Source organism: Pseudomonas sp. GW821-FHT11D10 (assembly GCF_058808435.1).
In genome coordinates, this window is record NZ_JBXARR010000001.1 from 53,924 (window position 1) to 74,153 (window position 20,230).

16 protein-coding genes are annotated in these 20,230 nt (G+C 61.1%); 11 read left to right on the forward strand and 5 right to left on the reverse strand.

Annotated elements, in window-relative coordinates; genetic code table 11:
- The 7 genes from ispG to AC1RT4_RS00330 all read left to right on the forward strand — a co-directional run bounded on the left by ispG (position 1) and on the right by AC1RT4_RS00330 (position 7,904).
- Positions 1–1,110: a flavodoxin-dependent (E)-4-hydroxy-3-methylbut-2-enyl-diphosphate synthase gene (gene ispG, locus AC1RT4_RS00300; RefSeq protein WP_007956680.1), complete on the forward strand. Its 1,110-nt coding sequence runs from the start codon at positions 1–3 to the stop codon at positions 1,108–1,110.
- Between the two features lie 22 nt (positions 1,111–1,132).
- Positions 1,133–2,422: a histidine--tRNA ligase gene (hisS, locus tag AC1RT4_RS00305; RefSeq protein ID WP_085606838.1), complete on the forward strand. Its 1,290-nt coding sequence runs from the start codon at positions 1,133–1,135 to the stop codon at positions 2,420–2,422.
- Positions 2,423–2,463: 41 nt separating this feature from the next.
- Positions 2,464–3,105 (forward strand): tetratricopeptide repeat protein, encoded by a 642-nt coding sequence (locus AC1RT4_RS00310; protein ID WP_007956678.1) that lies wholly within the window; start codon positions 2,464–2,466, stop codon positions 3,103–3,105.
- The gene (gene bamB / locus AC1RT4_RS00315) at positions 3,098–4,249 is read left to right on the forward strand and encodes an outer membrane protein assembly factor BamB (protein ID WP_039765728.1); all 1,152 of its coding nucleotides are present in this window, start codon (positions 3,098–3,100) and stop codon (positions 4,247–4,249) included. Before AC1RT4_RS00310 ends, bamB begins: the two co-directional genes overlap by 8 nt.
- A 135-nt stretch (positions 4,250–4,384) precedes the next feature.
- Positions 4,385–5,857, forward strand: a complete 1,473-nt coding sequence (gene der / locus AC1RT4_RS00320) for a ribosome biogenesis GTPase Der (RefSeq protein ID WP_007956675.1) — start codon at positions 4,385–4,387, stop codon at positions 5,855–5,857.
- Between the two features lie 119 nt (positions 5,858–5,976).
- Entirely contained in the window at positions 5,977–7,125 is a 1,149-nt protein-coding gene (locus AC1RT4_RS00325; RefSeq protein WP_493082778.1) for a pyridoxal phosphate-dependent aminotransferase, read from the forward strand.
- Complete coding sequence (locus AC1RT4_RS00330; RefSeq protein WP_273898782.1) at positions 7,113–7,904, forward strand: amidohydrolase; 792 nt, start codon at positions 7,113–7,115, stop codon at positions 7,902–7,904. Before AC1RT4_RS00325 ends, AC1RT4_RS00330 begins: the two co-directional genes overlap by 13 nt.
- Positions 7,905–8,106: 202 nt before the next feature.
- Here AC1RT4_RS00330 and leuA read toward each other — a convergent pair whose 3' ends face one another.
- The 4 genes from leuA to AC1RT4_RS00350 form a co-directional block, all read right to left on the reverse strand.
- On the reverse strand, positions 8,107–9,786 hold the full coding sequence (gene leuA, locus AC1RT4_RS00335; RefSeq protein WP_007956672.1) for a 2-isopropylmalate synthase: 1,680 nt from the start codon (positions 9,784–9,786) through the stop codon (positions 8,107–8,109).
- A gap of 343 nt (positions 9,787–10,129) precedes the next feature.
- Positions 10,130–10,954, reverse strand: a complete 825-nt coding sequence (locus AC1RT4_RS00340; protein ID WP_493082781.1) for a peptidoglycan DD-metalloendopeptidase family protein — start codon at positions 10,952–10,954, stop codon at positions 10,130–10,132.
- Between the two features lie 3 nt (positions 10,955–10,957).
- Positions 10,958–12,337, reverse strand: a complete 1,380-nt coding sequence (xseA, locus tag AC1RT4_RS00345) for an exodeoxyribonuclease VII large subunit (protein WP_493082783.1) — start codon at positions 12,335–12,337, stop codon at positions 10,958–10,960.
- A gap of 10 nt (positions 12,338–12,347) precedes the next feature.
- Positions 12,348–13,235, reverse strand: coding sequence for a LysR family transcriptional regulator (locus tag AC1RT4_RS00350; protein WP_493082785.1), 888 nt, complete (start codon positions 13,233–13,235; stop codon positions 12,348–12,350).
- Positions 13,236–13,335: 100 nt separating this feature from the next.
- Between AC1RT4_RS00350 and AC1RT4_RS00355 the strand changes: the two genes are divergently transcribed.
- The 4 genes from AC1RT4_RS00355 to guaA all read left to right on the forward strand — a co-directional run bounded on the left by AC1RT4_RS00355 (position 13,336) and on the right by guaA (position 17,988).
- Entirely contained in the window at positions 13,336–14,103 is a 768-nt protein-coding gene (locus AC1RT4_RS00355; RefSeq protein ID WP_074691031.1) for a sulfite exporter TauE/SafE family protein, read from the forward strand.
- Positions 14,104–14,176: 73 nt separating this feature from the next.
- Positions 14,177–14,725 (forward strand): sugar ABC transporter ATPase, encoded by a 549-nt coding sequence (locus tag AC1RT4_RS00360; protein WP_192562299.1) that lies wholly within the window; start codon positions 14,177–14,179, stop codon positions 14,723–14,725.
- Between the two features lie 115 nt (positions 14,726–14,840).
- Entirely contained in the window at positions 14,841–16,310 is a 1,470-nt protein-coding gene (gene guaB / locus AC1RT4_RS00365) for an IMP dehydrogenase (protein WP_011335798.1), read from the forward strand.
- Between the two features lie 100 nt (positions 16,311–16,410).
- Positions 16,411–17,988, forward strand: a complete 1,578-nt coding sequence (guaA, locus tag AC1RT4_RS00370; protein WP_108590389.1) for a glutamine-hydrolyzing GMP synthase — start codon at positions 16,411–16,413, stop codon at positions 17,986–17,988.
- Between the two features lie 130 nt (positions 17,989–18,118).
- On the opposite strand, the gene AC1RT4_RS00375 is transcribed toward guaA, so the two are convergent.
- Positions 18,119–20,191 carry a TerD family protein gene (locus tag AC1RT4_RS00375; protein WP_493082788.1) on the reverse strand — a complete coding sequence of 691 codons (2,073 nt, stop codon included), beginning with the start codon at positions 20,189–20,191 and terminating at the stop codon, positions 18,119–18,121.
- Between the last annotated feature and the right edge of the window lie 39 nt (positions 20,192–20,230).

Consider the following 20,230-nt stretch of genomic DNA (forward strand, 5'->3'; position numbering starts at 1 on the left):
ATGCACGGCGAATCTCCAATCAAACGTCGCGAATCGCGCAAGATCTGGGTCGGTAACGTGCCCGTGGGCGGCGATGCCCCTATCGCTGTGCAGAGCATGACCAACAGCGACACCAATGACGTCGCTGCCACCGTCGCACAGATCAACCGTCTGGAAGCCGCCGGCGTCGACATCGTCCGCGTTTCGGTACCGGACATGGACGCCGCCGAGGCGTTCGGCAAGATCAAGCAACTGGTCAAGGTGCCGTTGGTTGCCGACATCCATTTCGACTACAAGATCGCTCTGCGCGTGGCCGAACTGGGTGTGGACTGCCTGCGAATCAACCCGGGCAACATCGGTCGCGAAGACCGCGTGCGTGCGGTGGTCGATGCCGCCCGTGACCGCGGGATCCCGATCCGCATCGGCGTCAACGCCGGCTCGCTGGAAAAAGACCTGCAAAAGAAATACGGCGAGCCGACGCCGGCCGCGCTGGTCGAGTCCGCCCTGCGTCACGTCGAACACCTCGAACGCCTGAATTTCCAGGACTTCAAGGTCAGCGTGAAGGCTTCCGACGTGTTCATGGCCGTTGAAGCCTACCGTCTGCTGGCCAAGGAAATCGTCCAGCCGCTGCACCTGGGCATCACCGAAGCCGGTGGATTGCGCTCCGGTACAGTGAAATCCGCCGTGGGCCTAGGTATGCTGCTCGCCGAGGGGATTGGCGATACTATCCGCATCTCGCTGGCGGCCGACCCGGTCGAGGAAGTGAAGGTCGGTTACGACATTCTCAAGTCTTTGCATCTGCGTTCCCGTGGCATCAACTTCATCGCCTGCCCGAGCTGCTCGCGGCAGAACTTCGATGTGGTCAAGACCATGAACGAGCTGGAAGGGCGCCTTGAAGACCTGCTGGTGCCGCTGGATGTCGCGGTGATCGGTTGCGTGGTCAACGGCCCCGGCGAAGCCAAGGAAGCCCATATCGGCTTGACCGGCGGCACGCCAAACCTGATTTACATCGACGGCAAGCCGTCGCAGAAACTGACGAATGACAATCTGGTGGACGAGCTGGAAAAGCTGATCCGCGAGAAAGCGGCCGAGAAGGTCGAAGCTGACGCAGCGGTTATCGCGCGCGGCTGATCGAACGAATTAAGGAATTTCTGTGAGCAAGTCTCTGCAAGCCATTCGTGGCATGAACGACATCCTGCCGGAACAGACGCCGGTATGGCGTTATTTCGAAGGCACCGTTTCGCGTCTGCTGGATAACTACGGTTACAAGCAGATCCGCATGCCGATCGTCGAGTTCACCGAGCTGTTCAAGCGCTCGATCGGTGAAGTGACTGACATCGTCGAAAAAGAGATGTACACCTTCGAAGACCGCAACGGCGACTCCCTGACCCTGCGTCCGGAAGGCACGGCCGCGTGCGTGCGTGCAGTGCTCGAGCACGGCATCACCGGCGGTGGCCAGGTGCAGAAGCTCTGGTACATCGGCCCGATGTTCCGTCACGAGCGTCCACAGAAAGGCCGTTATCGCCAGTTCCACCAGATCGGTCTGGAGGTGTTCAACCTCGACGGTCCGGACATCGACGCCGAACTGATCGTGCTGACCTGGCGCCTGTGGGGCGAGCTGGGCATCCGCGATGCGGTCAAGCTCGAACTCAACAGCCTCGGTACCAGCGAGTCCCGCGGCCGTTATCGTGAAGCGCTGGTCGAGTACCTCTCGGCGCACCACGACAAACTGGACGAAGACAGCCAGCGTCGCCTGAAAACCAATCCGCTGCGCGTGCTCGACACCAAAAATGCCGACACTCAAGCGGTGTTGGTCGATGCGCCGAAAATGGCGGATTACCTTGACGACGAATCCCGTGCCCACTTCGAAGGCCTGAAGGCCCGTCTGGATGCCGTCGGCATTCCTTACGTGCTGAACCCGAAACTGGTGCGTGGTCTGGATTACTACAGCAAAACCGTATTCGAATGGGTCACCGACAAGCTCGGCGCCCAGGGCACCGTCTGCGCGGGTGGGCGCTATGACGGCCTGGTCGAGCAGATGGGCGGCAAGCCGACCCCGGGCGTCGGTTTCGCCATGGGCATCGAGCGACTGGTGCTGCTGCTGGAAACCCTGGAGCAGATCCCGGAAGAAATCTCCCGTCAGGTCGACGTCTATCTCTGCGCCTTCGGCGAAGAAGCAGAGCTGGCCGGTCTGGCCCTGGCCGAGCGTGTACGCGACCAACTGCCCAACCTGCGCCTGCAAGTCAATGCCGGCGCCGGCAGCTTCAAGAGCCAGTTCAAGAAAGCCGACAAGAGCGGTGCGCTGTACGCACTGATCCTCGGTGACGACGAAATGGCCCAGCAAGTGGTAGGTTTCAAACCCCTGCGTGGCCAGGGCGAACAACAAAGCATTGCCTGGGATGCGCTCGCTGCACACCTGGCCACCTGCGTCGTGCAGGGTTGAAGCTGTCTAAACAGCCGATTTAGCGATTAAGGAGTATTGGGGTGTCGAGTACCGAAGACGAACAGTTGGCGGATTTGAAGGACTGGTGGACACGCAACGGCAAACCTCTGGTCACCGGCGGCCTGTTGGCGCTGGTCATCGTGTTCGGCTGGCAGGCTTTTCACAAGTATCAGAGCAACCAGTCGCAAGGCGCCTCGGTGCTCTATCAGCAATTGCTGGAAACCACGCTGACTCCGGACGGCAAGCCTGACGCCGCGCGCGTTGCGGATCTGGCCGGCAAGCTCAACAGCGAATTCGGCGGTTCTGCCTACGCGCAGTACGGCAGCCTGTTCGTGGCCAAGGTAGCGGTCGACAGCGGCAAGCTGGACGACGCGGCGACCGAACTCAAGGCCATCGTTGCCAAACCGGCCAACCCGGCGCTGGGCGAAATCGCCCGTCAGCGTCTGGCGCAGGTACTGGGTGCACAGAACAAGGCCGATGAAGCCCTGAAACTGCTCGAAGGCGATGCCGACAAGTCGTTCCTGGCCACTCGCGAAGAACTCAAGGGCGACCTGCTGGTACAGCTGGGCCGTACCGACGAAGCGAACGCGGCGTATCAAAAAGCCAAGGCGGCACTGTCGGATGAAGCGGCGGTCGGTGGCCTTCAAATCAAGCTGGACGACCTGGCCAAAGGGGATGCGTGACGTGATCCGTTGGAAGCATGCAGCATTGCTGGCTCTGGCCATTCTGGCCGCGGGTTGCAGCAGCAACAGCAAAAAAGAACTGCCACCGGCCGAGCTGACCGACTTCAAAGAAGAAGTGGTCCTGCACAAGCAGTGGAGCCGCTCGATCGGTGACGGTCAGGGCGAAACGTACAACATGCTGGTACCGGCGATCGACGGTGACACCATCTACGCGGCCGACGTGACCGGTATCGTGATGGGCCTGGATCGCGGCAATGGCGACGTGAAATGGAAGAAAGACCTCGAACTGCCTGTGTCCGGCGCCGTTGGCGTGGGTTACGGTCTGGTCATGGTCGGCACCCTGCGCGGTGAAGTCGTTGCCCTCGACGCCATCAACGGTGAAGAGAAGTGGCGCTCGCGCGTCAACAGCGAAGTCCTCGCGCCACCGGCCAACAACGGTGACGTGGTGGTGGTACAGACCCAGGACGATCGTCTGATCGGTCTGGACGCGTCCACCGGCAATCAGCGCTGGGTGTATGACAGCACTCCGGCCGTGCTGACCCTGCGCGGCACCAGCGCACCGATCGTCACCAACCGCCTCGCGGTGGCTGGGCTGTCGACCGGTAAAGTGGTCGCTCTCGACATTTCCAACGGCGTGCCGGTCTGGGAACAGCGGATCGCGATTCCACAAGGTCGTTCGGAACTGGAGCGCGTGGTCGACATCGACGGCGGTCTGCTGCTGTCCGGCGGTACCTTGTACGTCGCCAGCTATCAGGGTCGCGTTGCGGCACTGGATCTGGAAAGCGGCCGTCAACTCTGGCAGCGCGACGCGTCGAGCTACGCCGGTGTTGCCCAGGGTTTCGGCAACGTCTACGTAAGCCTGTCGTCGGGCACCGTTGAAGGCGTCGACGAGCGTTCCACCACAGCACTGTGGAGCAACGACTCGCTGGCCCGTCGTCAACTGTCGGCGCCGGAAGTGTTCTCCAGCTACGTTGCAGTCGGTGACCTGGAAGGTTACCTGCACCTGCTGAGTCAGGTGGACGGTCGTTTCGTCGGCCGCGAGCGCATCGACAGCGACGGCCTGCGTGCCCGTCCGCTGGTGGTGGGCGACACGATTTATGTGTATGGCAACAGCGGCAAACTGGAAGCCCTGACCATCAAGTAACAACTATGCTTGGGGTTAATCCCCAAGCGGCCTTGTATTTACAAGGCTTGCAGCACCCATGGGTGTTGCCCCGAGCACCAGCCGCTGCCTCGCAGCGGCTTTTGTATTTTCTGAAATAACGAAGTGGAGAGCCGCATGGTTCCCGTAATCGCCCTGGTGGGCCGACCGAACGTCGGCAAGTCCACCTTGTTCAACCGCCTGACCAGGACTCGCGACGCCATCGTCGGCGACTTGTCCGGTCTGACCCGTGATCGCCAGTACGGTGAGGCCAAGTGGCAAGGGCGTTCCTACATTCTGATCGACACCGGCGGTATCTCCGGTGACGAGCATGGTATGGACGAAAAAATGGCCGAGCAGTCGCTGCTGGCCATCGAAGAAGCGGATGTCGTTCTGTTCCTGGTAGATGCCAAGGCCGGTTTCACCGCCGCCGACCAGATGATCGCCGAACACTTGCGCAAACGTAACAAGCGTTCCCACGTGGTGGCCAACAAGGTCGACAACATCGACCCGGAAATGGCCCGTGCCGAATTCGCCCCGCTGGGCATGGGCCACGCGATCCCGATCGCCGGCGCCCACGGTCGCGGCATCACGCAATTGCTGGAAGCCGCCCTGAGCGATTTCCCGCGCGATGATGACGAGCCGGCCGAAGGTGAAGAGGAAGAAGTGGTCGCCGAAGGCGAGGAAGCCAAGCGCATTCCTGGCCCGAGCGAAAAGGATGGCATCAAGATCGCCATCATCGGCCGCCCGAACGTCGGCAAGTCGACCCTGGTCAACCGCATGCTCGGTGAAGACCGGGTTATCGTCTATGACCAGCCCGGCACCACCCGCGACAGTATCTACATCCCGTTCGAGCGTAACGACGAGAAGTACACGCTGATCGACACCGCCGGTGTGCGCAAGCGCGGCAAGATCCACGAGGAAGTCGAAAAGTTCTCCGTGGTCAAAACCCTGCAGGCGATCAAAGACGCCAACGTGGTGATCTTCGTGATGGACGCCCGCGAAGGCGTGGTCGATCACGACCTCAACCTGCTGGGCTTCGCCCTTGAAGCAGGTCGTGCGCTGGTGATCGCGATCAACAAGTGGGACGGCATGACGCCAAGCGAGCGCGACTTCGTGAAGGTCGAGCTGCAGCGTCGGTTGTTCTTCGTTGACTTCGCCGATATCCACTTCATCTCGGCACTGCACGGTACTGGCGTGGGCAACCTTTACGCCTCGGTGCAGAACTCGTTCAAGTCGGCGGTCACCCGCTGGCCGACCAGCCGCCTGACGCAGATTCTCGAAGACGCGGTCAGCGAGCACCAGCCGCCGATGGTCAACAGCCGCCGGATCAAGCTGCGTTACGCTCACCTGGGTGGTGCGAACCCGCCGATTATCGTGATCCACGGCAACCAGATCGAGAAAGTGCCGAAGTCGTACGTGCGTTATCTGGAAAACACTTATCGCCGTGTGCTCAAACTGGTCGGTACGCCGATCCGTATCGAGTTCAAGGGCGGCGAGAACCCGTACGAAGGCAACAAGAACACGCTGACCGACCGCCAGGTCAACAAGAAGCGTCGCTTGATGTCGCACAACAAGAAGGCCAGCAAGAAGCGTCGCGACAAGAAGTAAGGTCGTTGCGAACAGAGAGAAGGGGCGCCGTTTGGCGCCCTTTTTTTATGGACGTCGGATGGGCTATCCTCGGGCTCTCCCGCGCCGTCGTCAGAGCCGGGGCAGAGCAGGGAACCCCGATGATCACCAGCAAGCTGCCGAATGTCGGCATCACTATTTTCACGCAGATGTCTCAGCTCGCGGCGCAGACCGGAGCGATCAACCTATCCCAGGGTTTTCCCGATTTCGACGGCCCGCAGGCACTGCGCGACGCGGTCGGTCGACACATCGCCAGCGGCCATAACCAGTACTCGCCCATGACCGGCCTGCCGGCGCTGCGCCAGCAGATCGCGGCGAAAATCGCCCGCAGTTATGGCGCCAACGTCGATGCCGATACCGAAGTAACCGTGACCCCCGGCGCAACCCAGGCGATCTTCTGCGCCATCCAGGCGGTTATCCACAGCGGCGACGAAGTCATCGTGTTCGACCCGGCCTACGACAGCTACGAGCCAGCAGTAGAGCTGGCCGGCGGGCGCTGCGTGCATGTGCAACTTGGGCTGAAAGATTTCTCCATCGACTTCGACAAACTCAGCGCAGCCATGAGCCCGCGCACGCGGATGATCATCCTCAACACCCCGCACAACCCGAGCGGTGCATTGATCAGCCGCGCCGAGCTGGATCAGTTGGCTGCGTTGATTCGTGATCGCGACATCTACGTGATCAGCGACGAAGTCTACGAACACCTGGTATTCGACGGCGTGCCGCACGTCAGCGTGCTGGCCCATGAAGAGCTGTATCAGCGCGCCTTCGTGGTCAGCTCGTTCGGCAAGACCTATCACGTCACCGGCTGGAAAACCGGCTACGTCGTGGCGCCGCCGGCCCTGACGGCGGAGCTGCGCAAGGTGCATCAATACGTCAGCTTCTGTGGCGTGACGCCGTTGCAGTTCGCTTTGGCCGATTACATGGCCGAGCATCCAGAACATGTCGAAGAACTGCCGGGCTTCTATCAGGCCAAGCGCGATCTGTTCTGTGATCTGCTGGCGCCATCGCGATTCAGTTTCACCCGCGTCACCGGCACCTATTTCCAGCTGGTCGATTACTCGCAAATTCGCCCTGACTTGAACGATGTCGAGATGGCGATGTGGATGACCCGCGAGCACGGCGTTGCGAGTATTCCGGTGTCGGTGTTCTACCAGAATCCACCCGAAGGCCAGCGCCTGGTGCGCCTGTGCTTTGCCAAACGTGAGGAGACGCTGCGGGAAGCGGCGGCCAAGCTATGCGTGATCTGAGTGCGTTACCCGATCTCAATCTGGCGCTGATCCAGACCAGCCTGGCCTGGCATGATCGTCAGGCCAATCTCGAGCATTTCGACGCCTTGCTGGAGCAGGCGCGCGGTGCGGATCTGATTATCCTGCCGGAGATGTTCACCACTGGGTTCTCCATGGAGTCCGAAACCCTGGCCGAAGCCGAAAACGGCCCGACCAGCAAATGGCTGCGGATCCAGGCGGCGAAACTGAACGCGGTCGTCACCGGCAGCGTGATCATCCAGGCTGCCGACGGCAGTCACCGCAACCGCTTGCTGTGGGCGCGCCCGGACGGCGAAGTGCTGCATTACGACAAGCGGCACCTGTTCCGCATGGCCGGCGAGCACAACCACTACACCCCCGGCGAGCGCCAGGTGCAGTTCGAGCTCAAGGGCTGGCGGGTGCGGCCGCTGATCTGCTACGACTTGCGCTTCCCGGTGTGGAGCCGCGACGCCCAGGACACCGATCTGCTGCTGTACACCGCCAACTGGCCGGGTGCGCGACGTCAGCACTGGAACCGGCTGCTGCCGGCCCGGGCGATCGAAAACCTGTGTTATGTGGCGGCGGTCAATCGCGTGGGCACCGATGGCAAGGGTTTCGCGTATACCGGCGACAGTCAGGTGCTGGATTTCCAGGGCGAGAGTTTGCTGGCGGCGGGGGAGGCGGACGGGGTGTTCAAGGTGGTTCTGGAAGCGGCTTCGCTGGCCGCTTACCGGGAGCGGTTCCCGGCGAATCTGGATGCGGACACCTTCGAGTTCACCTGACATTTGCAGTGTCTACAAGGCCCTCTTCGCGGGCAAGCCCGCTCCCACAGTGTTCTATGGTGTACATGAGTCTGGGGTGCACCAGCGTCCCCTGTGGGAGCGGGCTTGCCCGCGAAGGGGTCATTACAGACAGCACTAAAATGGCAGGCAAAAAAAGGCCCCGGAATTCGCACTCCGGGGCCTTTTGCTTTGCAGCGGTCAGTTACGCCGCTTTCGCTTCCGGCTGGCTCAGCGAGCGATTCAGCGCGCTGAACAGGGCCTTGAAGCTGGCGGTGGTGATGTTTTCATCGATGCCCACGCCGTGCACCGCACGTTCGCCGTTCACACGCAGTTCGATGTAGGCCGCCGCCTTGGCGTTGGTGCCCGCGCCGATGGCGTGTTCGTTGTAGTCCATGATCTCCACCGGAATCGGCAGACCGGCCACCAGCGCTTCCAGCGCGCCGTTGCCCTTGCCGCGCCAGTGCAGGTTGGTTTCGCCCTGACCCTTGCTCGCCACTTCCACTTCGACGGCGCTGTTGCCGTTTTCTTCCTGCAGGCGATGGCTGACCAGCGCGTACGGGGTGTTGGCTTGCAGGTATTCGCTGTGCAGCAGCGCGTGGATTTGCTGCGCAGTCATCTCCAGACCCAGGCGATCGGTTTCACGTTGCACGACCTGGCTGAATTCGATCTGCATGCGACGTGGCAGGCTGATGCCGTATTCCTGTTCCAGCAAGTAGGCGATGCCGCCCTTGCCCGACTGGCTGTTGACGCGGATCACCGCCTCGTAGCTGCGGCCGATGTCGGCCGGGTCGATCGGCAGGTACGGTACTTCCCACAGGGCGTCGGATTTCTGCTGGGCGAAGCCCTTGCGGATCGCGTCCTGGTGGGAGCCGGAGAACGCGGTGTGCACCAGGTCGCCGACGTACGGGTGACGCGGGTGAACCTGAATCTGGTTGCACTCTTCGACGACTTTGCGCACGCCGTCGATGTCGGAGAAGTCCAGTTGCGGGTCGAGGCCCTGGGTGTACATGTTCAGCGCCACGGTCACGAGGTCGACGTTGCCGGTACGCTCGCCGTTACCGAACAGGCAGCCTTCGACGCGGTCGGCGCCGGCCATCAGGCCCAACTCGGTGGCGGCCACACCGGTGCCACGGTCGTTGTGGGTGTGCAGGCTGATGATCACGCTGTCACGACGGTTGATGTTGCGGTGGAACCACTCGATCTGGTCGGCGTAGACGTTCGGGGTCGCGCATTCAACAGTGGCCGGCAGGTTGAGGATGATCTTGTGCTCAGGCGTCGGGTTCCAGACCTCGATCACCGCGTCACAGACTTCCTTGGCGAATTCCAGCTCAGTGGCGCTGAAGGTTTCCGGCGAGTACTCGAAGGTCCACTCGGTGTCCGGCTGCATGGCTGCGTATTTGACGAACAGCTTGGCGGCGTTGACGGCGATGGCCTTGATTCCGTCCTTGTCCTGGTTGAACACGATGCGACGGAAAGAAGGAGAGGTGGCGTTGTACAGGTGAACGATGGCTTTCTTCGCCCCACGCAGGGATTCGAAGGTGCGCTCGATCAGGTCTTCACGGCCCTGGGTCAGCACCTGAATGGTGGTGTCGTCCGGGATGTGGCCGTCTTCGATCAGGGTGCGCACGAAGTCGAAGTCGGTTTGCGAAGCGGCCGGGAACGAGGCTTCGATTTCTTTCACGCCCACTTGCACCAGGGTTTTCCAGAAGCGCAGCTTTTTCACCGCGTCCATTGGCTCGATCAACGACTGGTTGCCATCACGCAGGTCGGAGCTGCACCAGATCGGCGCGGCATCGATGGTTTTCGACGGCCAGGTGCGGTCCGGCAGGTTGATCACAGGAAACGCGCGGTATTTCGAAGACGGGTCTTTGAGCATGCTCATCGGGAAATTCCTTATTGTCTGGGCCGAAAAGAGGCGGCCTGCCGGTGGAACGAACGTTCTTGGAAAAGCGTGGGACGAGGCGCAGCGATTCAGCCCGGCAGTCGTGCGCTGACGAGGCACAGGCTGCGGTGCTGGCGAAGCTGAATGAGGGTGTGAGAGGTTTTCATGCCTTCAACCCTAACCGCGGGGGATGAGGATGGCAAGCAGTCGAAAAAAATTGAGAGGAATACCCGGAAAGCGGTTTTTTCCGAGATTTTATTCTTGATATGGCTGTAATTGTTGGCGGGGATTGCGCGGACCATTCGTCGTGCGCAATCCCTGCTGGAATGGCTTCAGCCTGAAATCAAGGCTGGAAGGCCCCAATGAAAATCGCCGGATCGACCCGCGCATCGTTCAGGCTGACGTTCCAGTGCATGTGCGGCCCGGTCGCCCGACCTGTAGCGCCCACCTTGCCCACCACCGCACCGCGCGCCAGTTGCTGGCCGTTCTGCACATCAATCTTCGACATATGGCAGAACATGCTGATGAAGCCTTGGCCATGGTCGACGAACACCGTATTGCCATTGAAGAAGTAGTTGCCGATCAGGATTACCTTGCCCGCCGCCGGGGTCTTGATCGGCGTGCCGGCCGGCACTGCGAAGTCGAGGCCCGCGTGCGGATTGCGCTCTTCACCGTTGAAGAAGCGGCGCACGCCGAACTTGCTCGACAGCGGTCCGTTGACCGGTTTGTCCAGCAGCAGGTTGCTCGGCGTATTCGGGCTGAAACTGCGGTAGGCCTTGATCTGCTCGGCCAGTTCGCCCTCGATGCGCTTGAGGTTGGCCGGGTTCGGATTGACCTGCTGGGTGTTCTTCAGGGTGATGTGCTGTTCCGGGTATTTCTTGTTGCCGACATTGAAGTTGAGGCTACGGCCGCCACTGCTGATCTGCTGAACGCCGGGTTTGACGGTCAACGGAACACCGACAATCGCCAGCCAGTTGTTCTGTTCCTTGACCACCAGCACCGGTTTGCCCTGATACGTGGCTTTCGGCGCTTGCGCAGCGGTCCCCAGATCGACGACAGCCACGCCGCCCGGCACCGGTTTGTTCAGTAGCCGGGTGATGTAACTGTCGGCGTGGGCATTGAAGGAGGTCAGGCACAGCAACAGCAGCGGAGCGAGAAAACGCGGCATGGATCAGTCCAGTAAAGAAAGGGTGACGGGCGTCAGGTGATTGTCCTCGACGCGCACTTGCAGTTCGCCTTCGCCCAGTCTGGCCTTTAGGCGCTGGCCGGTGTGGGTCTGCGCGGCGTTGCGAATCGCGTTGCCGCGCTCATCCAGCAGAATGCTGTAGCCACGACCGAGGGTCGCCAGCGGGCTGACCACGTGCAGGGTCTGCATCTGGCTTTGCAACTGCAGGCGACGGCGTTTCAGGCCTTCGTTCATGGCGCGCGGCAAGCGTTCAGCGAGGCTGTCGAGGCGCTGGCGCAACAGGGCCAGTTGGCGTCCCGGATGCTGCCCGGCGAGGCGGGTTTCCAGGCGGATCAGGCGTTCACGACGGGTATTGAGCTGGCGCTCGAACGCCCGGCGCATGCGCATGTCCAGATCATCCAGACGCTGTGCCTGCTGGCGCAGACGCTCGCCGGGATGGCGCAAGCGGCGGGTCATGCCTTCCAGGCGCAGGCGATCACGCATCAGTCGGTCGCGCATGCGCATCACCAGTCGACGATGCAGGCTTTCGACCTGCCGGATCAGGTGGCTGGAATCCGGGGCAAGCAGTTCAGCAGCGGCGGACGGCGTCGGTGCGCGAACGTCCGCCACGAAGTCACTGATCGACACATCGGTTTCATGGCCGACCGCGCTGACGATCGGCGTCACGCAGGCATCTACCGCCCGGGCCACCGCCTCTTCGTTGAAGCACCAGAGGTCTTCCAGCGAGCCGCCGCCGCGAGCCAGGATCAGTGCGTCGAAACCACGGGCATCCGCCAGTTTCAGGGCGCGGACGATCTGCGCGGTGGCTTCGCGGCCCTGAACGGCGGTCGGGATCAGCGTCAGTTGCACCTGCGGCGCGCGGCGGCGGAACACGCTGATGATGTCGCGGATCACCGCGCCGGTCGGCGAACTGATGATGCCGATGCGCTGCGGGTGTGCCGGCAGCTGTACCTTGCGCTCGGCACTGAACAGGCCTTCGGCGCTGAGCTTTTCCTTCAAGGCATCGAAGGCCAGACGCAGGGCGCCATCACCGGCCGGCTCCACGGTGTCGAGGATCAACTGATAGTCGCCACGCCCTTCGAACAGCGAGACCTTGCCGCGCACCTTGACCGCCAGACCGTCCTTCAGCGCCTGACGCACCCGCGCGGCGTTCTGGCGGAACAGCGCGCAACGCACCTGCGCGCCGCTGTCCTTGAGCGTGAAATACACGTGGCCGGACGCCGGGCGGGCGAGGTTGGAGATTTCGCCTTCGACCCAGATGTTGCTGAACACGTCTTCGAGCAACACCCGCGCGCGGCCGTTGAGCTGGCTGACGGTCAGGACTTCGCGGTCGAGGCCGAGTCTTGCAAAGGGATCTTTAATCATGGGGCGCAGTTTAAAGGCATTCGCCGGTGAATGTCTGGAGGAAGTGTTGCACCAGAGGTGTGGGATTTTGCCGAGAAGCGAGGGCGACGGTGCTCTGGCAATCGCCGGTCAGCGATAGAAATCTCACGCCGGCGGGCGCGATGTCCTGCATTGATTCCGGTAGCAGGGCGATGCCGAATCCGGCCTGGATCAACTGCAATTGCGTGGTCTTGCGCGACATCACTCGTGCAGCCCGGGGGAAGAAACCGTGACGCATGCACAGGTCGGCGCACAAATAACTCAGCCCGCCGCGCTGCGGGTGCGGGATGGAGATGAAGGCTTCGTCTTTCAGTTGTGCCAGATCGACGGCCTCCGCCAACGCCAGTCGATGATCCGCCGGCACGGCAAGCAGCAAACGTTCGGTGTAGAGCGGCACAACCTGAACGCCCTCACGCTGGCGTAGCACTGGCAGGCGCAGAAGGCCGATGTCGAGCCGGCCCTCGGCCAGTTCTTCAAGTTGCGCCTCCGAGGAGAGGGTGCCGATATCCAGCGAAACGCCGGGCTGCTGCTCCAGATAAGTGCTCATGTCGCGCAACAACCGGCCACTGATCGGCACGGTGCTGGAGTGACACACGCGCAAGGTGCCGCGTTGGCCGTGGCCTATTTCCGTAGCCAGAGTGCTCGCCTTGTTCAGTTCATTGAGCAGGTTTCTCGCCCGGGGCAGGAACGCTTCGCCAGCGGCGGTGAGCCGGGGCTGGCGCGCGGTGCGTTCGAACAGCGGCGTTTGCAGGCGGGTTTCCATGTCCTTGATCTGCCGGCTCAGCGCCGACTGAGCGATGAACAGCCGTTCGGCCGCGGCGCTGAAGCTGCCGCTCTCGGCGATTTCCACGAAGTAGCGCAATTGGCGGGTTGAAAGCACGAGGCATGCCTTTTCGAGATGGCTTGGCGGTTTCGATGATATTAGTCGCAACCCTCGGCGCTGGCTAAAGTCATCGCAGGCTTATAAAGGAAGCGAGCGAATGAGTGTGGCGGGGTTGTTGAGCGAATGGTCGTGGGGCGCGCAGGGTTGGGTTGTAATTGGACTGGCCATCGCGCTGGCCTACATCGTGTTCGGGATTGCCGGTTTCGGTACGGCGCTGGTGGCGGGGCCGATTCTGATTCTGTTCATGCCGTTGTCGAAGATTGTGCCGTTGCTGGTGCTGCTGGATTTCGTCGCGGCGTTCGGCAACCTGCTGCCATCGCGGCGCGATGTGGCGAAACCGGAGTTGCTGCGGCTGTTGCCGTGCATGGCAGTGGGGTGCACGTTGGGGGTGATTTTCCTGCTTAACCTCAAGTCCGATCTGCTGTTGTTGCTGATGGGGTTGTTCATCAGTGCTTATGCAATCTACAGCTTGTGGATAAAGGCGCGACCGGCGCAGTTGTCCGCTGGGTGGGCGTTGCCGATGGGCACGGTGGGCGGTTTGTTCGGGGCGTTGTTCGGCAGCGGCGGCTTCCTTTATGCGATCTACCTCAACAGCCGACTGCCCAAGGACGCGGCGCGGGCCACGCAAAGTGCGCTGATCAGTTGCAGCACGGTGGTGCGTTTGAGCCTGTTCGCCATCGCCGGGGTGTATGCCGAGCTACCCTTGTTAATGCTTGCGCTGTGCCTGTTGCCGGCCATGGCGCTGGGCTTGTGGGTCGGGCGGCGGTTGACCATGCGCCTGTCCCGCGAGGCCTTCGTGCGGCTGGTGACCTGGCTGGTGCTGGCGAGCGGGATTGCGCTGATCGGCCGCTATTTAAGCACTTGACCGGATTTTGTCAGGGATTAAGCTGCCGGCCGCGTTCGTCGCAGAACATCCTTTGACGCAGCAGGCTTGCACCATGAATTCCCAAAGCATCATCGTCCCGAAAATCTCCAACCTGCCCGTGCACGAGCCCCGGGCCCGGGCGATCCTGCGCTGGCTGGTGCGCAAGAACATCGTCAAGGAAGAGCTGAGCACCTGCGGACGTACCGGCAATCGCATGGCCTACGCCATCGCCGATGGTGCTCGCGCGGTGGTGCTGCACCCCGAGGCGCTGCCGTTCGGTGAGCCGATCAATGGGCTGGAGGTCATCACCAAGCGCTGCATCTACACCCCGGCCAAAGGATTTCTCGAAGAAGCCGGGTGCGCCGAATGCCGTCAGGAGGTCGGCGAAGCGCTGTTCGAAAGCCTGGAAGACTGGATGCCGGGCCGCACCGACAATTTCACTTGCCCAGAATGCGGGCACGAAGACGACATCAACGGCTTCCTGTATTTGCAGGAGTGCGGTTTTTCCAACCTCGGCTTCATCTTCAATAACTGGCTGGAGGCGGGGTTCAAGCAGAGCTTCATCGACGAATTCGCCGACTGGCTGGATCAACCGGTGAGCTGGGTCAAGGTCGAGTTGTAGGGGGCGCTTTTCCCGTACATCAGCAACATTGATATAAGACAAGTTTTACATTGAACCCGAAGGGGTGTCTGACTATAATGGCGCGCTTCCATTTTCCCGCTCGGGAGCCCCCGCGATGCTGCGTATCAGCCAAGAAGCTCTGACCTTCGACGACATTCTTTTAGTGCCCGGTTATTCCGAGGTGCTTCCTAACGAAGTCAGTCTCAAGACCCGCCTCACCCGTGGCATCGAACTGAATATTCCTCTGGTTTCTGCCGCCATGGACACCGTTACTGAAGCCCGTCTGGCAATCGCCATGGCTCAGGAAGGTGGCATCGGCATTATCCACAAGAACATGACCATCGAGCAGCAAGCTGCCGAAGTTCGCAAGGTCAAGAAGTTCGAAGCCGGTGTGGTCAAGGACCCAATCACCATCGAGGCTGACGCCACGGTTCGTGATCTGTTCGAACTGACCCGCATGCACAACATTTCCGGCGTTCCGGTTCTGCACGATGGCGACCTGGTCGGCATCGTCACTTCCCGTGACGTGCGTTTCGAAACCCGTCTGGATGCCACCGTTCGTGAAGTGATGACGCCTAAAGAGCGTCTGGTCACTGTTCGCGAAGGCGCCGACAAGAACGAAGTCCGCGAGCTGCTGCACAAGCACCGCCTGGAAAAAGTCCTGATCGTCGACGACAAGTTTGCCCTCAAAGGCATGATGACCGTCAAAGACATCGAAAAAGCCAAGGCCTACCCGCTGGCCAGCAAGGACGACCAAGGTCGTCTGCGCGTCGGCGCTGCGGTCGGTACCGGTAAAGACACCGGTGACCGCGTTGCAGCCCTGGTCAATGCCGGCGTGGACGTGGTGGTGGTCGACACTGCTCACGGTCACTCCAAAGGCGTGATCGACCGCGTTCGCTGGGTCAAAGAGAACTTCCCTGAAGTGCAGGTGATCGGCGGCAACATCGCCACCGGCGCAGCCGCCAAGGCTCTGGCCGAAGCTGGTGCCGACGCCGTCAAGGTCGGTATCGGCCCTGGCTCGATCTGCACCACCCGTATCGTCGCCGGTGTCGGCGTTCCGCAAATCAGTGCCATCGCCAACGTTGCCGCTGCCCTTGAAGGCACCGGTGTTCCGTTGATCGCCGACGGCGGCATCCGTTTCTCCGGTGACCTGTCCAAGGCCATCGTGGCCGGTGCGTCCTGCGTGATGATGGGCTCGATGTTCGCCGGTACCGAAGAAGCGCCGGGCGAGATCGAACTGTTCCAGGGCCGTTCGTACAAGGCTTATCGCGGCATGGGCTCGCTGGGCGCCATGTCCCAGGCTCAAGGTTCCTCCGACCGTTACTTCCAGGACTCCTCGGCAGGCGCCGAGAAACTCGTTCCGGAAGGCATCGAAGGCCGTGTTCCTTACAAGGGCACCCTGAGCGCGATCATTCACCAGTTGATGGGCGGTCTGCGTTCCTCGATGGGTTACACCGGCAGCGCCAACATCGAAGAAATGCGTACCAAGCCTGAATTCGTGCGGATCACCGGTGCCGGCATGGCCGAATCCCACGTTCACGACGTGCAGATCACCAAGGAAGCGCCAAACTACCGCGTAGGTTGAGGCTTCAAGCAAAACGTTAAATGACCGGGGCTGTTTTATTCAGCCCCGAGTCGTTTCTGAATCAAAGACTGTTTCTGAATTACTTAGACGAGACTGAATCATGGCCCTCGACATTCACGCTCACCGCATCCTGATCCTCGACTTCGGTTCGCAATACACCCAACTGATCGCCCGCCGCGTGCGCGAGATCGGTGTGTATTGCGAACTGCACCCGTTCGACATGGACGAAGATGCGATCCGCGAATTTGCGCCAAAAGGCGTGATCCTCGCCGGCGGTCCCGAGTCCGTGCACGAAGCCAACAGCCCGCGCTGCCCGCAAGCGGTGTTCGACCTGGGCGTACCGGTCTTCGGTATTTGCTACGGCATGCAGACCATGGCCGAGCAACTGGGCGGCAAGGTTGAAGGCTCCGAACTGCGTGAGTTCGGTTATGCCCGCGTTGACGTGGTCGGCAAGAGCCGTCTGCTCGACGGCATCGAAGACCACATCGACGCCGACGGCCTGTTCGGCCTCGACGTGTGGATGAGTCACGGTGACAAGGTCACCAAGATGCCGGAAGACTTCCACATCCTGGCCAGCACCCCGAGCTGCCCGATCGCCGGCATGTTCAACGACGAGCGCGCCTACTACGGCGTGCAGTTCCACCCGGAAGTGACCCACACCAAGCAGGGCGGTCGCATCCTGTCGCGTTTCGTTCTCGACATCTGCGGCTGTGAAGCCCTGTGGACTCCGTCGAAGATCGCCGAAGACGCCATCGCCAACATCCGCGCACAGGTCGGTACCGACAACGTGCTGCTGGGTCTGTCCGGCGGTGTGGACTCCTCGGTGGTTGCGGCACTGCTGCACAAGGCCATCGGCGACCAGCTGACCTGCGTCTTCGTCGACAACGGCCTGCTGCGTCTGCACGAAGGCGAGCAAGTGATGGCCATGTTCGCCGAGAACATGGGCGTCAAGGTGATCCGCGCCAACGCGGAAGACCAGTTCCTGAACAACCTGGCCGGCGAAGCCGATCCAGAGAAGAAGCGCAAGATCATCGGCCGTACCTTCATCGACGTGTTCGATGCCGAATCCTGCAAGCTGGACAACATCAAGTACCTGGCTCAGGGCACCATCTACCCGGACGTGATCGAATCGGCTGGCGCGAAAAGCGGCAAGGCCCACGTGATCAAGTCGCACCACAACGTGGGCGGCCTGCCGGAAGAGATGAACCTGAAACTGGTCGAGCCACTGCGCGAACTGTTCAAGGACGAAGTCCGTCGTCTGGGCCTGGAACTGGGCCTGCCGTACGACATGGTCTACCGTCACCCGTTCCCGGGCCCGGGCCTGGGCGTGCGGATCCTCGGCGAAGTGAAGAAGGAATACGCCGACCTGCTGCGTCGCGCCGACCACATCTTCATCGAAGAACTGCGCAAGGCCGACTGGTACCACAAGGTCAGCCAGGCCTTCGTAGTGTTCCAGCCAGTGAAATCGGTTGGCGTGGTCGGCGATGGCCGTCGTTACGCCTGGGTCGTGGCCCTGCGTGCCGTGGAAACCATCGACTTCATGACCGCACGTTGGGCACACCTGCCTTACGAACTGCTGGAAACCGTCAGCGGCCGCATCATCAATGAAATCGAAGGCATCTCGCGCGTGACTTACGACGTGTCGAGCAAGCCGCCGGCGACTATTGAGTGGGAGTGATCCCGCGTCGCGCCCTCTAGAGTTCGAGGTTGGATTCGCGGAGGCGCAAAGGGGTTATAAAAAATGCCAGTCAGTTAATCTGACTGGCATTTTTGTTTTTGGGCGGAAAGTGCGGAGGCAGGCGCAGGTATTAGAGGAACTGTGACCGAATCAAATCCGTATCGAACGGTGTTATCCCTTGATCAGGTGCAAACACCGCTTGTGCCTGCTGCGGCGAAGCCACTCGTTCGCCTCGTGCTCGTACATGCAAATCGAACAAAGTCTCCAGATCAGGCCGTGGTGTATGTACCAAAGCCCGCAGCATCAACGAAATCCCGCTGAGGTTGTTCCCGACATTGTTCCACCGGGGAGCTGAGGTCAGTCCCAGGTCGGCCCAGATCACGCGCCGCTCCTGCAAGTCCATCACGAATGGCAGACAGATCTGTGTGTCGGAAGCGATATCGATACGATCGAAGACCGTTCGTGGCTCGAATACTTCTCCCGATGCCGTGTCGGTGCGGGCCATCCAGCCAGCGAAGCACTCTGGAAGATCGCAGTACGGCTGCTGGGTGTACGAGTTGATGGACGTGACGACATAACGGATTCCCTTCTCGACAAGGACGTCAAGGTCGAGGTCGATGAACTCCGAGGCCCCTTCGGGTGCGTCGACGATGTCGCCGCTGTGGCAGCCGCCGTAATCTCGCAGGTTGTAGTACGCAACCGTTTCTCTGAACACGAAGTTGGCATCGAAAAATGCGGCGGACAAATCGATGTCCGTGCGTGAACGGCCGTTTTTCCACCACAGGAACAGACGAATGAAACGTGTGTCAGGCATCGGCAAACGGCTGCCCCGCACCAGTGTCCGTAGCGATTTCGAAGAAGCGCGTTGTGCCAGCGGTACCCTGTATTCGTGCAATTCTGGATCGATGTAGCAGCGACCCAATGGCGGGAGTGTCGCAAAACGCGTTACCAGAGCGTCCTCGCAGATTCGGGCTGCACGGGCCAGCACCTCGGGTGCGAGAGGCTCTCGGTCATCCTTGATGCCATAGACTTTGGCGAATGAACCTTTGGGTGTGAACGCCCGAAGAGGCAAGGGGCGCGGCGCACGTGACTGGGCCAGCAACTGCAGCAGGACAGGCGAGGACACTTGTGGGGCAACAGTCTTGAACGCGTCGAGAACCGGCTCTGGTTCCGTCGCGCGCCGCAGGGTCGCGTCCAGCCGTCGTGCGAACTCGCCGGGACGACTCTGTAGTACGGGCACAAGCTCGGCAATATCGCGCTGGGCGAACAATGTTTCGACACGTGAACCAAACGAGGCAGGCGCTTCGTTGCGACGCGCCGCCGTAATGGCGGCCAGCGCTCGTGGGTATTTATCGGCGTAATCGCCCGGATGAAGTACTTCAGCCAGGCGTTTCCATCGCTCGGCTTGCCGCATCACGTCTTCTGTAGCGTTGGGTATTCGATCGAGCAGGCTCAACAGCAGACGGCGCATCGAGCGCTTCATCGCTTTGAAACGTGTCGTGGCGGTCGCCAGTGACACGTCCCCTCCATTCAGCGCGATCGCAAGGCGTAGCACATCAGTCGCCGTTTCGACGTTTTGCTTCAGGAATGCATCCACCCGAGCATCGCCAGCTACATGCAGGATCAGTGTGCCGCCAACTTGTGCCCGGATCTCCCGGAACGGGACGACCTCAGGCAGCAGACGGAACACATCACTTTTGTATGCGCGGATAAACCAGATGACATCGGCCACTTCTTCTGCGGAGAGCGAGGTGCGTGATGAAACCAGTGGCTCGAGCAGTGACTCGAACTCAGGGATGCTTCCAGGTTCGATAACCCAGGAAATGAAGTTGCCTTCAAGCAGTGGAGGTCGAGATTCTTCAGTCGCGGGTAAACGTCGAAGCGTGTGGTAATGCATGACGGCGTTGAGGTACAGCTCGGCCTCCGAGGCCGTCAGAACCTGCTCTGGAAAGCCAGGATAAAACGGCCTGTGGTGCACATGAGCGCCACTCCTGCGCCGAAGCACTCTGACAATGTCACGCAACCAGGACTTGAGTTCTGTCGCCGACAACAGGCCGATTTGTTCAATCAGAGGCTCTGACAGTACGCAGCGGAACGCCGCGATTTCCCGGACAGCCGACGCGACCTGAGCGCGCGTGGCACCACCAGTGCCCATCGGGACGTGAACTTTGCTGCGGCGACGCAGGAACAGCTCCTGATTCATGCTTGATTTTCTCCCTGGGTCGCCGTCGTGAGCGAGCTG

Excerpts from the sequence above, each read along its gene's own strand:
- xseA (WP_493082783.1), bottom strand. The coding sequence starts at position 12,337 with ATGATTAAAGATCCCTTTGCAAGACTCGGCCTCGACCGCGAAGTCCTG.
- guaB (WP_011335798.1), top strand. The coding sequence starts at position 14,841 with ATGCTGCGTATCAGCCAAGAAGCTCTGACCTTCGACGACATTCTTTTA.
- AC1RT4_RS00325 (WP_493082778.1), top strand. The coding sequence starts at position 5,977 with ATGATCACCAGCAAGCTGCCGAATGTCGGCATCACTATTTTCACGCAG.
- AC1RT4_RS00355 (WP_074691031.1), top strand. The coding sequence starts at position 13,336 with ATGAGTGTGGCGGGGTTGTTGAGCGAATGGTCGTGGGGCGCGCAGGGT.
- leuA (WP_007956672.1), bottom strand. The coding sequence starts at position 9,786 with ATGAGCATGCTCAAAGACCCGTCTTCGAAATACCGCGCGTTTCCTGTG.
- guaA (WP_108590389.1), top strand. The coding sequence starts at position 16,411 with ATGGCCCTCGACATTCACGCTCACCGCATCCTGATCCTCGACTTCGGT.
- AC1RT4_RS00360 (WP_192562299.1), top strand. The coding sequence starts at position 14,177 with ATGAATTCCCAAAGCATCATCGTCCCGAAAATCTCCAACCTGCCCGTG.
- AC1RT4_RS00330 (WP_273898782.1), top strand. The coding sequence starts at position 7,113 with ATGCGTGATCTGAGTGCGTTACCCGATCTCAATCTGGCGCTGATCCAG.
- bamB (WP_039765728.1), top strand. The coding sequence starts at position 3,098 with ATGCGTGACGTGATCCGTTGGAAGCATGCAGCATTGCTGGCTCTGGCC.
- der (WP_007956675.1), top strand. The coding sequence starts at position 4,385 with ATGGTTCCCGTAATCGCCCTGGTGGGCCGACCGAACGTCGGCAAGTCC.
- AC1RT4_RS00375 (WP_493082788.1), bottom strand. The coding sequence starts at position 20,191 with ATGAATCAGGAGCTGTTCCTGCGTCGCCGCAGCAAAGTTCACGTCCCG.
- ispG (WP_007956680.1), top strand. The coding sequence starts at position 1 with ATGCACGGCGAATCTCCAATCAAACGTCGCGAATCGCGCAAGATCTGG.
- AC1RT4_RS00340 (WP_493082781.1), bottom strand. The coding sequence starts at position 10,954 with ATGCCGCGTTTTCTCGCTCCGCTGCTGTTGCTGTGCCTGACCTCCTTC.